Here is a 12,363-nt window from a genome sequence, read left to right as displayed (position 1 = left end):
ATTAGAACAAAAAAAAGCCCCATGAACAAAAAGATTCTGATTTTGTCCGTCTTCGTGGTCGCTTCCTGCGGCCTCGCGTATGAACTGATTGCCGGCGCCATGTCCAGCTACCTGCTCGGCGACTCCATCCTGCAGTTTTCCACCATCATTGGCTGCTACCTGTTCGCTATGGGTGTGGGCGCTCACTTTTCAAAGTATGTGCGCGATGACGACGTGCTCTCGCGCTTCGTCGACATCGAACTGGCCGTGGGCTTGATCGGCGGCCTGTCGGCTGCCATCCTGTTCATGACCTTTTCGTGGATGGCCGCGCCATTTCGCACCTTATTGTATGTGATGGTGTTCCTGATCGGCGCACTGGTCGGCATGGAAGTGCCGCTGGTGATGCGTGCCCTGAACTCGCGCCAGACGGAATTTTCCGAGCTGGTCAGCCGCGTACTGACCTTCGATTACCTGGGAGCGCTGGCCGTTTCCCTGCTGTTTCCGCTGGTGCTGTCACCGTACCTGGGACTGGTGCGCACGGGCTTCCTGTTCGGCATGCTCAATGTGGGCGTGGGCCTGTGGACGATCTGGGTGTTCCGCGCGGAATTGAAGAACCTCACGGGCCGCTTCCTGCGCGCTTGCGCCGTGATGCTGGTACTGGTGGCCGGCTTTGCCATGTCGGACCGCATGGTGGCCTGGGGCGAGCACGGCCTGTTCGGCGACCAGATCGTGTATTCCACCACTACGCCCTACCAGCGCTTGGTGATCACGCGCTGGAAGGACGATACGCGGCTGTACATCAATGGCAACCTGCAGTTTTCCTCGCGCGACGAGTACCGCTACCACGAGGCGCTGGTGCACCCCGTGCTGGAAGCGCTGCCGTGGGCGCGCCGCGTGCTGGTGCTGGGCGGCGGCGATGGCCTGGCGCTGCGCGAAATCCTGCGTTATCCCCACGTCGAGCACGTCACCGTGGTCGACCTCGATCCCGCCATGACGGCCGCGTTTACCACGCGCCCGGAACTGGCAAAGCTGAACAATAATTCGTTCTCGGACAAGCGGGTTACCGTCGTCAATGCCGATGCCGCCGTCTGGCTGCGCAACAACGGCGACATGTTTGACGCGGCCATCGTCGATTTCCCCGATCCGTCCAGCTTCGCGCTCGGCAAACTGTACTCGGTGCCGTTCTACGACCTGGTGAAAAAGCATCTGGCGGCCAAGGGACTGATGGTGGTGCAATCGACGTCGCCGTTCTTTGCCCCGCACGCCTACTGGACCATCAATTCGACCCTGCGCGAAGTGGGCATGCGCACCTGGCCGTATCACGCTTACGTGCCCTCGTTCGGCGAATGGGGGTTTATCCTGGCCTCGCCCCAGCTTGACTACACACCGCCGACGACCTACCGCCTGCCTATGCGCTACCTGAACGCGGACACCACGCGCGAGATGTTCATCTTCCCGCCCGATATGCAGCCGCTGCCGATGGCGCCGAATCGCCTGAATACCCAGTCGCTCGTGCATGAATTCGAGCAGGACTGGAACCGGGTGATCCGCTGATGCAGCGCCGTTCCTTCATGCTGTGGGCCGCCGGCGGCACGGCGGCGGCCGCCGCTGGCATCGGCAGCATCGCCGCGTATCTGCGCTGGCAGGAAATCACGCCCAGGGTGCTGTACCCGGGCCGCAGCGAGGGGCATTATTTGCGCAAGCTGCTGCGCGAGCGCGCGGCGCTGCCGGCGCCTTCGGCAACCGTCACCACCGACGTGGCGATCCTCGGCTCCGGCATCGCCGGCCTGACGGCGGCCTGGCGCCTGAACAAGCTGGGACACAAGGACTTCCTCATGATCGATGGCCCGCAGCCGTATGGCAACGCGGCCGGTGGGCAGTTCGGCGACCTGGCCTATCCGACAGGTGGCCATTATCTGCCGCTGCCTTCGCCCGAATCGACGCATGTGCGGGAAATCCTGTTCGACCTGGGCATCATCGAGCGCGATCCGCAGGCGGAAAAGCCGACTTACGACGAGCGCTACATCCTGCACGCGCCGGAAGAGCGCCTGCTGTTCAACGGCCACTGGCAGGATGGCTTCATTCCCACCGAAGGCGTTTCTGCCGAAGAACTGGCGCAGCACGAGCGCTTCTTTGCCGAGGTGCGGCGCCTGCGCCAGGCGCATGGCAATGATGGCAAGCGTGTCTTCGTGTTCCCGACAGTGGCATCGTCGCGAGACCCGGCCTGGCAGGCGCTCGACACCATCACCTTGAAGCAATGGATGGAGCGCGAAGGCTATACCTCGCCCACCCTGCACTGGTATCTGAATTACTGCTGCCGCGACGACTACGGCACGCGCTACGACCAGGTCTCGGCCTGGGCCGGCCTGCACTACTACTGCAGCCGCTGGGGACAGGCAGCCAATGCGGGCAACGGCGCCTGGCTGACCTGGCCGGGCGGCATGCAGCCCGTGGCCACGGCGATGGAGCAGGCGTCGGGTGTCCAACGTCATGCGGGTACGGTGGTTTCCGTGCAGACGACGGAGCAGGGCGTGGAGGCACTGTGCCTGGAACTGGTCGACGGCCAGCCGCGCACTTACCTGGTCAAGGCGCGCAAGGCCATCTGCGCCATGCCCTTGTATGTGGCGGCGCGCGTGGTCAACGACATCGCCAGCTATGGCTTCGACCTCAAACGCGATACGCCCGCGTATGCGCCGTGGCTGGTGGCGAATTTTTTACTGAAACGCTTTCCCGACGAATTGCCGCATGCGCCCCTGTGTTGGGACAACGTGGTGTACCAGGAGCCGGGCCTCGGCTACGTCGTCTCGACCCACCAGGATATCCGCGTGCGTCCGCCCGAGAAAAGCGTCTTCAGCGCCTACGTGGCCCTGTCCGACCGCACGCCGCAGGAAGCGCGCAAGTGGTTAGATGTGGCTACGCCGGAGGAATTGCTGGCGCTGGCCAGCGTCGATTTAAAGACGGCGTATGGACGTGACTTTGCCAGCTGCGTCGAGCGCGTCGACATCACCGTGCGTGGGCACGCCATGGCGGCACCGTTGCCAGGATTTCGCAGCAATGTGGGCTTGAAGGCGCTGCGTGAGCACGATGGCGCGATTCTGTTTGCGCATGCCGACTTGTCGGGCTTTTCCGTGTTCGAGGAGGCGGCGTGGTGGGGGGACCGGGCGGCGCGTCTGGCGGCTAAATAAAAAGGCCGGCGCGAACGCCGGCCAGAGCCCCCTAAGGCTCGAACCTGTGCTTCCTTGTTCTTCTCATTTATTTTTATTAATGACGTCGATGAACACGGCCGCCAGCAGCACCAGGCCCTTGATCACCTGCTGATAGTCGATGCCGATGCCCATGATGGACATGCCGTTGTTCATCACGCCCATGATGAAGGCGCCGATGACGGCTCCCATCACCTTGCCAACGCCGCCCGAAGCCGAGGCGCCGCCGATGAAGCAGGCGGCGATCACGTCCAGTTCGAAACCCGTGCCCGCCTTCGGCGTGGCCGTGTTCAGGCGCGCGGCGAAGATCAGGCCGGCCAGCGCGGCCAGCATGCCCATGTTGACGAAGGTGTAGAAGCTGACCCGTTCCGTCTTGATGCCCGACAGGCGCGCGGCCTTTTCGTTGCCGCCCACGGCGTACACGCGGCGGCCCAGCACGGTGCGGTTGGTGATGAAGGTGTAGGCGACGATGAGCAGCGACATCACGGCCAGCACATTGGGAAAACCGCGGTACGACGCCAGCAGGTAGCTGAAATACACCATCACGGCCGCGAAGATGGCGTTTTTCAGCAGGAAGAAGGCGCGCGGCTCGTTTTCCATGCCGTGTTTCAGTTGCTTGGTGCGGCTGCGCAGCGAGGTGACGATCAGCGCCGCGGCGGCGATCACGCCCAGCAGCAGCGACAGGCCGCGCAGGTTGTCGCCGCCGAACGGGTCGGGCAGGAAGCCGGAGCTGAGCATCTGGAAGCCTTCCGGGAAGGGACCGACCGACTGGCCTGCCAGCAGCGCCAGGGTCAGGCCCTTGAACACCAGCATGCCGGCCAGGGTGACGATGAAGGACGGGATTTTAAAGAAGGCGACGAAATAGCCTTGCGCGCCGCCGATGACGGCGCCGGCCAGCAGGCAGAGGATGCTGGCGGCGACAAAATGCATGTGGTAGTTGACGATCAGGACGGCGGCCAGCGCGCCGACGAAGCCGACCACCGAGCCGACGGATAAATCGATATGGCCGGCCACGATGACCATCAGCATGCCCAGCGCCATGATGACGATGTAGCTGTTTTGCAGCACCAGGTTCGTCAGGTTCAGCGGCTGCATCAGGGTGCCGTCTGTCATGTACTGGAAAAAGCCCATGATGACGATCAGCGAGAGCAGCATGCCGTAGTCGCGCATATTGTTTTTCAGGAAGCCGGCATAGCTTTTCGCTTGCGGCGCGGCCGCTGGCGCTGCTGCTGCCGGCGCGCCTGCTGTCAGTTTATTGTCCATTGTTTTCTCCGTGTGTAACGATCGCGCGCATGATGCGTTCCTGCGATGCTTCTGCCGCGCTCAGTTCTGCCGCGAAGCGGCCTTCGTTCATGACATAGATCCGGTCGCACATGCCCAGCAATTCCGGCATTTCCGAGGAAATCATGATGATGCATTTGCCTTCGGCGGCCAGCTCGCTGATGATGCTGTAGATCTCGTACTTGGCGCCCACGTCGATGCCGCGGCTCGGCTCATCGAGGATCAGCACGTCGGGGCGCGAAAACAGCCATTTCGCCAGCACCACTTTCTGCTGGTTGCCGCCGGATAGGTTGACCACCTTCTGCGCCACGCTCGAGCAACGGGTCTTGAGCTTGCGGCGGAACTCCTCGGCCACGCCGAATTCACGCTGCTCGTCGATCACCATGTGCTGCGAAATCGCGTCCAGGTTGGCCAGGCTGGTGTTCTTCTGGATGTCTTCCTCGAGGATCAGGCCCAGGCCCTTGCGGTCTTCCGTGACATACGCGAGGCCGTGCGCGATCGCCTTGCCGATGGTGCTGACGTCGATTTCCTGGCCATGCTTGAGCACCGTGCCGCTGATGCGCTGGCCGTAGGCGCGCCCGAAAATGCTCATCGCCAGTTCCGTGCGCCCGGAACCCATCAGGCCGGCGATGCCGATGATCTCGCCCTTTTTCGCGTGCATATTGATGCCCTTGATGACGGGGCGGTCGGCATGCTCGGGATGGAAGACGCGCCAGTCGCGCACCTCGAAAATGGTCTCGCCGATGGTGGGCGTGCGCGGCGGATAGCGGTCGGCCATTTCGCGTCCGACCATTTTTTCGATGATGCGGTCTTCGCTGACGGGTTCCGTGCGGCAGTCGAAGTTGTCGACCGTGTTCCCATCGCGCAGCACCGTGATGGCATCGGCGACTCTTGAAATTTCATTGAGCTTGTGCGAAATCAGGATCGAGGCGATGCCCTGGGCTTTCAGGCCCAGCAGCAGGTCGAGCAGGGCCGCGCTGTCGCTTTCGTTCAGGCTGGCCGTCGGCTCGTCGAGGATCAGCAGCTTGACGTCCTTGCACAGCGCCTTGGCGATCTCGATCAGCTGCTGCTTACCCACGCCCAGGTTAGTGATCAGGGTGTCCGGGGACTCTTTCAGGCCGACTTTGTGCAGCAGTTCGCGCGTCTTCGCTTGCGCGTATTCCCAGTCGATGACGCCCATGCGGGCCGGCTCGTTGCCGAGGAAGATATTCTCGGCGATCGACAGCTGGGGCACCAGCGCCAGTTCCTGGTGGATGATGATGATGCCGATTTCTTCGCTGTCCTTGATGCTGCGGAAGTGCCGCGTCTGGCCCTGGTAATCGATGTCGCCCGTATAGCTGCCATGGCCGTAGACGCCGCTCAGCACTTTCATCAGGGTCGATTTGCCGGCGCCGTTTTCGCCGACGATGGCGTGGATTTCGCCGCTGCGTACCCGCAGGTTGACATTGTCGAGCGCAACGACGCCCGGGAATGTTTTGCGTATCCCGCGCATTTCCAGGATAGTGTTCGTCATATAACCTCTCTGGCACGGCCGCGCTGGTCGGCGCCGGTCGTGCGGCAGTCTTGTTCTTGATCGTGCATGAAGCGAAAGGCCCGGCAGCGCCGGGCCTTCAGTACCGTCGATGCTTATTTCACTTGCGCTTCCGTGTAGTAGCCGCTGCCGGTGACGAGCACCTGCTTCCAGTTCGCCTTGTCGACGGTGACCGGTTTCAACAGGTACGATGGCACCACCTTGATACCGTTGTTATAGGTCTTGGTGTCGTTGACGGTCGGCGTCTTGCCGCTCATCATCGCGTCGACCATGTTCGCCGTCACCTTGGCCAATTCGCGCGTGTCCTTGAACACGGTCGATGCCTGTTCGCCGCGGATGATCGATTTCACCGACGGGATTTCCGCATCCTGGCCCGTCACGACGGGGAACGGTTGTTTCGGCGTGCCGTAGCCGACGCCCTTGAGCGAGGACAGGATGCCGATGCTCAAGCCGTCATACGGCGACAGCACCGCGTCGACACGCGCATTGCCGTAGTAGGCGCTGAGCAGGTTGTCCATGCGCGCCTGCGCCACGGCGCCGTCCCAGCGCAGGGTGGCGACCTTTTCCATGCCCATCTGCTTCGAGCGCACCACCAGCTTGCCGCTGTCGATGTAGGGTTTCAGCACCGACAGCGCGCCGTTGTAGAAGAAGTGCGCGTTGTTGTCATCGGCCGAGCCGCCGAACAGCTCGATGTTGAACGGGCCCTTGCCTTCCTTGAGTTTCAGCGCCGATTCGATATAGCCCGCTTGCAGCACGCCGACCTGAAAGTTGTCGAAGGTGGCGTAGTAATCGATGTTTTTCGTGCCGCGGATCAGGCGGTCATACGAAATGACCTTGATGCCCTTGTCGGCCGCTTTTTGCAGCACGTTCGACAGGGTGGTGCCGTCGATGGCGGCGATCACCAGCACCTTGGCGCCCTTGGTGATCATGTTTTCCACCTGCGCCAGCTGGTTCGGGATATCGTCGTCGGCAAACTGCAAGTCCGTCTTGTAGCCGCGCTCCTTGAATACCTTGACCATGTTGTCGCCGTCGGCGATCCAGCGCATGGACGACTTGGTCGGCATCGAGATGCCAATCGCGCCCTTGTCGGCGGCGCTTGCCACGGGCATTACCGCCATGCCGGAGATGGCCAGCGCCAGGCTCGCGGTCAGCATTTTCATTGTTGTTTTCATTTCAGGTCTCCACCGTCTTCGATAGTTGAATGTGCCAGGGCCGTCGTCCCAGTGGGCGGGCTCCGTGCGGATGGCCGATTGCAGGCCACGGCTGATACTAGTTTGTCCATCCATCCCTCACCAATCACTTTTTTCGCATTGGCGATATCCAAAACGATATCGATGGGCCAATTGATGCAATGCGCCATGCCGCCCCTGCCCGCCTGCGGGCCGGGCGGAAACGGGGGCCGGACGGCGGCTTTTTTTGGTGCGCTGCAATACCAATAATCATCATTCAATTTGGTGATTTTCGTAATTGCGGCGACACAGGGCGGCGCGCAGAATCGGTCCGAACTTGAAGACCAGCCATCCCGTCCCGACCTTTTGAAAGCTTGCCATGCAGCCGATTTCTCCCGCCTCCCTGTTGCCTGCCGACCTGGCGCAGGCCCTCCTCATCGGCCGCATCTGGCGTGACGGCCCCTGCGTCGTCGCCGTGCGTGGCGGCGAGGTGGTCGACATCACGCAGACGGTGGCGACGGTGGCCGAGCTGTTCGAGCGCAGCGATGCGCTCGATATCGCCCGCCATGCGCCCGGCGTGGCCCTCGGCCCCGTGCAGGCGCTGCTGGAGCAGGCGCTGGCCGCGCCGGCCGACGAGCCGTTGCTGCTGGCGCCGTGCGACCTGCAGGCCGTCAAGGCCTGCGGCGTGACCTTCGCCGTCAGCCTGCTCGAACGGGTGATCGAGGAACAGGCGGGCGGCGACGCGGCGCGCGCGGCGAGTCTGCGCACCGCCCTGCAAACGACCCTGGGCGGCGATTTGTCGGCCTTAAAACCCGGCTCGGAGGCGGCGCAGCGCCTGAAACAGCAGCTGCAGCAGCGCGGCGCTTGGTCGCAGTACATGGAAGTGGGCATTGGCCCCGATGCGGAAGTGTTTACCAAGGCGCAGCCGATGTCGTCGGTGGGTTGCGGCGCGCAGGTGGGCTTGCTGCCGTCGTCTGCCTGGAACAACCCGGAGCCGGAGATCGTCCTGGCCGTCAACAGCCGCGGCGAGGTGCTGGGGGCGACCTTGGGCAACGACGTCAACCTGCGCGACATCGAAGGGCGCAGCGCCCTCTTGCTGGGCAAGGCCAAGGATAACAACGGTTCCTGCGCCATCGGTCCCTTCATCCGCCTGTTCGACGAACACTTCACGCTCGACACCGTGCGCCAGGCGGAAGTGTCGCTGCTGATCGAAAGCGCGGACGACGGCTTTGTGCTCGAAGGCGTCAGCTTCATGCGCGAGATCAGCCGCGACCCGCTGGACTTGGTGCGCCAGACGGCGGGCCCGTATCACCAGTATCCGGACGGCTTCATGCTGTTCCTGGGGACCATGTTCTCGCCCGTGAAGGACCGCGGCGCGCAGGGCGGCGGCTTCACGCACCACCTGGGCGACCGGGTGACGATTGCCAGCGCCGCGCTGGGCGCGCTGGTTAACAAAGTGCAGCGCTGCGATGCGATTCCTCCCTGGACGTTCGGCGTGCGCGCGCTGTACCAGAACCTGGCGCAGCGCGGCCTGATCTGATTTCCCAATTCCTATAACGAGAGACACCATGCAACATGCAATCTATCCCAGCCTGGCAGGTCAGCGCGTCGTCATCACGGGCGGAGGCACCGGCATCGGCGTGGCCTTCGTCGAGGCGTTCGCGCGCCAGGGCGCCCACGTCACTTTCCTCGACATCGCCCGCGAGGCGTCGCTGGCGTTGCAGGAAAAGCTGGCGCACCTGCCGCAGCCGCCCGTGTTCCGCTATTGCGACCTGACGGACCTGGGCGCCCTGGCCGCCACCTTCGCCGAGATTGAACACAGCGCGGGCGCCACGAATATCCTCATCAACAACGCGGCCAATGACGACCGCCACCAGTTACAGGACGTCACGCCTGCCTACTGGGACGAGCGCATCGCCGTCAACCTGCGCCACCAGTATTTCTGCGCCCAGGCCGTGGCGCCGGCCATGCGCGCCAAGGGGGGCGGCGTGATCCTCAACCTGGGCTCGATTTCCTGGCACCTGGCGCAAGCGCGCCTGTCGATCTACATGACGGCGAAAGCCGGCATCGAGGGCCTGACGCGCGGCCTGGCGCGCGACCTGGGCGTCGACGGTATCCGCGTCAATTGCATCATTCCCGGCGCCGTGCGCACGCCGCGCCAAGAGCGGCTGTGGCATACGCCGGAGGCGGAAGCCGTGATCCTGCAGGGACAATGCCTGCAACTGCGCGTGGAGCCGGAAGACGTGGCGGCGCTGGCGCTGTTCCTCGCGTCGGACAACGCGGCCAAGTGCGCCGGCCGCGAATACTACGTCGACGCAGGCTGGTACGGCGCATGAACATTCCTGCCCAACGCCCGTCGCGGCGCTTCCGCTCGCAGGACTGGTTCGACAATCCCGAGCACATCGACATGACGGCGCTGTACCTGGAGCGCTTCATGAACTACGGCATCACGGCCGAGGAGCTGCGTTCGGGCCGTCCCATCATCGGCATTGCGCAAAGCGGCAGCGACATCAGTCCCTGCAACCGCATCCACCTGGAACTGGCGCAGCGCGTGCGCGACGGCATCCGCGACGCGGGCGGCATCCCGATGGAATTCCCGCTGCACCCGATCTTCGAGAACTGCCGCCGTCCCACGGCAGCGCTGGACCGCAACCTGGCGTATCTGGGCCTGGTGGAAATCCTGCATGGCTACCCGATCGACGCCGTGGTGCTGACCACCGGCTGCGACAAGACGACGCCGGCGCAATTAATGGCCGCCGCCACGGTGGACATTCCCGCCATCGTGCTGTCGGGCGGGCCCATGCTCGACGGCTGGATGGACGGCGAACTGGTGGGTTCCGGCGCAGCCATCTGGAAGGGCCGCCGCCAGTTGTCCGCCGGCTTGATCGACAACGACAAATTCCTGCAGATCGCCGCCGCCTCGGCGCCATCGGCCGGCCACTGCAACACCATGGGCACGGCATCGACGATGAATGCGCTGGCCGAGGCGCTGGGCATGTCCCTGACGGGCTGTTCGGCCATCCCCGCGCCGTACCGCGAGCGTGGCCAGATTGCCTATGCCACGGGGTGCCGCATCGTCGACATGGCGTTCGAGGACGTCCGTCCTTCAAGCATCCTCACGCGCGCAGCGTTTTTGGACGCCATCATCGTCAACGCGGCCATCGGCGGCTCGACCAACGCCCAGCCCCATTTGATGGCCATGGCCCGCCATGCGGGCGTGGCATTGCATTCGAGCGACTGGATGGAACACGGCTACGACGTGCCGCTGCTGCTGAACATGCAGCCGGCCGGCAAATTCCTGGGCGAGCGTTTCCACCGCGCCGGCGGCGTGCCGGCCGTGATGTGGGAGTTGCTCCAGGCGGGTTTGCTGCATGCCGAGCGGCCCACCGTCACGGGCCAGACGATGGCGGCGAACCTGGCCGGGCGCGAAAGCGCGGACCGCGAGATGATCTGTCCGTTTGCCGCGCCGCTGAAGGAAAAGGCCGGTTTCATGGCCTTGCAGGGCAACCTGTTCGACTTCGCCATCATGAAGACCAGCGTGATCTCGCCCGCTTTCCGCGAGCGCTACCTGTCGCGCCCGGGCAGCGAAGGCGTATTCGAGGCGCGCGCCATTGTCTTTGACGGGTCAAACGACTACCACGCGCGCATCAACGACCCGGCCCTGGCCATCGACGACAGCTGCATGCTGGTCATGCGTGGCGCCGGCCCTGTCGGCTGGCCCGGCTCGGCCGAAGTGGTCAACATGCAGCCGCCCGACGCCTTGCTCAAGGCCGGCATTTTGAACCTGCCGACCCTGGGCGACGGGCGCCAGTCGGGCACCTCGGACAGTCCCTCGATCCTGAACGCGTCGCCGGAAAGCGCGGTCGGTGGCGGCCTGGCGCTGCTGCGCACGGGCGACATGATCCGCGTGGACTTGAACGCGGGCCGTTGCGACATGCTGGTCGAGGCACAGGAACTGGCGCGCCGCGCCAACGAGCTGCCGCCGCCCGTCAACGACAGCGCCACGCCATGGCAGGAGCTCTACCGCGCCAGCGTGGGCCAGCTGGAAACGGGCGCCTGCATGGAGCTTGCGCTGAAATACCGCGCCGTGGGACAGACCCTGCCACGCCATAACCATTGATTTTTGAAGCCGCAACACCCGTAGTGAAAAAACGTTGTTAATAAAATCCACAAGGAGACACACAATGAACAAGATCATCAGTGCAGCCATCATGACCGCCATGCTGGCATTGAGCAGCAGCGCCGCCCTGGCCGATGCAAAAAACCCGAAGATCGGCTTTTCCATCGACGATCTGCGCGTGGAGCGCTGGACGCGCGACCGCGATTTCTTCATCGCCGCCGCCGAAAAGCAGGGCGCCAAGGTCTTCGTGCAATCGGCCGATGCCAGCGAGCAGCGTCAGATTTCGCAGATCGAGAACCTGATCTCGCGCGGCGTGGACGTGCTGGTGATCGTGCCGTTCAACGCAACGGTATTGAACAACACCGTCAAGGAAGCGAAAAAGGCTGGCATCAAGGTGCTGTCGTATGACCGCCTGATCCTGAATGCCGATATCGACGCGTATATCTCGTTCGACAACGAGAAAGTGGGCGAAATGCAGGCCGAGGGCGTGACCAAGCTGCAGCCGAAGGGCAATTACTACCTGCTGGGCGGCTCGCCGACCGACAACAATGCCAAGATGCTGCGCGAAGGCCAGATGAAGGTACTCAAACCGTTCATCGACAAGGGTGACATCAAGATCGTCGGCCAGCAATGGGTGAAGGACTGGAGCGCCACCGAAGCGCTGTCCATCGTGGAAAACGCGCTGACGGCCAACGGCAACAAGATCGACGCCATCGTCGCCTCGAACGATGGCACGGCCGGCGGCGCCATCCAGGCCCTGGCCGCGCAAAAACTGGCAGGCAAGGTGCCTGTCTCGGGCCAGGACGCCGATCTGGCGGCGGTGAAACGCGTGATCGCCGGCACGCAGTCGATGACTGTCTACAAGCCACTGAAAACCATCGCCGCCGAAGCGGCCAAGCTGGCCGTGCAACTGGCGCGCAATGAAAAGCCAGCCTATAACTCCAGCTATGACAACGGCCTGAAAAAGGTCAGCACGGTGCTGTTGAAACCTACGCCCTTGACCAAGGCGAATGTGAACATTCTCGTCGACGACGGCTTCTATACCAAAGCTCAGTTGGGCAACTAAAAGCTGGGGTCAGA

General features: G+C 63.4%; 9 protein-coding genes. 6 read left to right on the top strand and 3 right to left on the bottom strand.

What is annotated here, in order from left to right; genetic code table 11:
- The first annotated feature begins 21 nt into the window (after positions 1-21).
- Together VPH40_RS12875 and VPH40_RS12870 are read left to right on the top strand one after the other, a co-directional pair.
- Positions 22-1,533 (top strand): polyamine aminopropyltransferase, encoded by a 1,512-nt coding sequence (locus tag VPH40_RS12875; protein WP_328573605.1) that lies wholly within the window; start codon positions 22-24, stop codon positions 1,531-1,533.
- A complete protein-coding gene (locus tag VPH40_RS12870) occupies positions 1,533-3,164 on the top strand; it encodes an NAD(P)-binding protein (RefSeq protein WP_328573604.1) in 1,632 nt (543 codons plus the stop codon). The genes VPH40_RS12875 and VPH40_RS12870 overlap by 1 nt, the downstream gene beginning before the upstream one ends.
- A 63-nt stretch (positions 3,165-3,227) precedes the next feature.
- Here the strand turns inward: VPH40_RS12870 and mmsB are convergent, their stop codons facing one another.
- The 3 genes from mmsB to chvE all read right to left on the bottom strand — a co-directional run bounded on the left by mmsB (position 3,228) and on the right by chvE (position 7,112).
- Positions 3,228-4,445 carry a multiple monosaccharide ABC transporter permease gene (gene mmsB, locus VPH40_RS12865; protein WP_305063069.1) on the bottom strand — a complete coding sequence of 406 codons (1,218 nt, stop codon included), beginning with the start codon at positions 4,443-4,445 and terminating at the stop codon, positions 3,228-3,230.
- Positions 4,435-5,976, bottom strand: coding sequence for a multiple monosaccharide ABC transporter ATP-binding protein (gene mmsA / locus VPH40_RS12860; protein WP_305063070.1), 1,542 nt, complete (start codon positions 5,974-5,976; stop codon positions 4,435-4,437). The genes mmsB and mmsA overlap by 11 nt, the downstream gene beginning before the upstream one ends.
- A 113-nt stretch (positions 5,977-6,089) precedes the next feature.
- Positions 6,090-7,112: a multiple monosaccharide ABC transporter substrate-binding protein gene (gene chvE / locus VPH40_RS12855; protein WP_369812196.1), complete on the bottom strand. Its 1,023-nt coding sequence runs from the start codon at positions 7,110-7,112 to the stop codon at positions 6,090-6,092.
- Between the two features lie 430 nt (positions 7,113-7,542).
- Here chvE and VPH40_RS12850 point away from each other — a divergent pair, with 430 nt between their 5' ends.
- The 4 genes from VPH40_RS12850 (at position 7,543) to xylF (ending at position 12,349) form a co-directional block, all read left to right on the top strand.
- Positions 7,543-8,703, top strand: coding sequence for a fumarylacetoacetate hydrolase family protein (locus VPH40_RS12850; RefSeq protein ID WP_305063071.1), 1,161 nt, complete (start codon positions 7,543-7,545; stop codon positions 8,701-8,703).
- A gap of 28 nt (positions 8,704-8,731) precedes the next feature.
- Entirely contained in the window at positions 8,732-9,499 is a 768-nt protein-coding gene (locus VPH40_RS12845; RefSeq protein ID WP_305063072.1) for an SDR family NAD(P)-dependent oxidoreductase, read from the top strand.
- Positions 9,496-11,283 carry an IlvD/Edd family dehydratase gene (locus VPH40_RS12840; RefSeq protein ID WP_328573603.1) on the top strand — a complete coding sequence of 596 codons (1,788 nt, stop codon included), beginning with the start codon at positions 9,496-9,498 and terminating at the stop codon, positions 11,281-11,283. The genes VPH40_RS12845 and VPH40_RS12840 overlap by 4 nt, the downstream gene beginning before the upstream one ends.
- Positions 11,284-11,374: 91 nt before the next feature.
- Positions 11,375-12,349, top strand: coding sequence for a D-xylose ABC transporter substrate-binding protein (gene xylF, locus VPH40_RS12835; RefSeq protein WP_099377905.1), 975 nt, complete (start codon positions 11,375-11,377; stop codon positions 12,347-12,349).
- The last annotated feature ends 14 nt before the right edge of the window (positions 12,350-12,363 follow it).

It is taken from the genome of Janthinobacterium sp. P210005 (assembly GCF_036231865.1).
In the GTDB taxonomy this organism is placed as follows: domain Bacteria; phylum Pseudomonadota; class Gammaproteobacteria; order Burkholderiales; family Burkholderiaceae_D; genus Janthinobacterium; species Janthinobacterium kumbetense.
The sequence above is the reverse complement of the archived record's forward strand: the minus strand, read 5'-3'. Positions and strand labels throughout refer to the sequence as shown.

Excerpts from the sequence above, each read along its gene's own strand:
- mmsB (WP_305063069.1), bottom strand. The coding sequence starts at position 4,445 with ATGGACAATAAACTGACAGCAGGCGCGCCGGCAGCAGCAGCGCCAGCG.
- VPH40_RS12850 (WP_305063071.1), top strand. The coding sequence starts at position 7,543 with ATGCAGCCGATTTCTCCCGCCTCCCTGTTGCCTGCCGACCTGGCGCAG.
- xylF (WP_099377905.1), top strand. The coding sequence starts at position 11,375 with ATGACCGCCATGCTGGCATTGAGCAGCAGCGCCGCCCTGGCCGATGCA.
- mmsA (WP_305063070.1), bottom strand. The coding sequence starts at position 5,976 with ATGACGAACACTATCCTGGAAATGCGCGGGATACGCAAAACATTCCCG.
- chvE (WP_369812196.1), bottom strand. The coding sequence starts at position 7,112 with ATGGCGGTAATGCCCGTGGCAAGCGCCGCCGACAAGGGCGCGATTGGC.
- VPH40_RS12845 (WP_305063072.1), top strand. The coding sequence starts at position 8,732 with ATGCAACATGCAATCTATCCCAGCCTGGCAGGTCAGCGCGTCGTCATC.
- VPH40_RS12870 (WP_328573604.1), top strand. The coding sequence starts at position 1,533 with ATGCAGCGCCGTTCCTTCATGCTGTGGGCCGCCGGCGGCACGGCGGCG.
- VPH40_RS12875 (WP_328573605.1), top strand. The coding sequence starts at position 22 with ATGAACAAAAAGATTCTGATTTTGTCCGTCTTCGTGGTCGCTTCCTGC.
- VPH40_RS12840 (WP_328573603.1), top strand. The coding sequence starts at position 9,496 with ATGAACATTCCTGCCCAACGCCCGTCGCGGCGCTTCCGCTCGCAGGAC.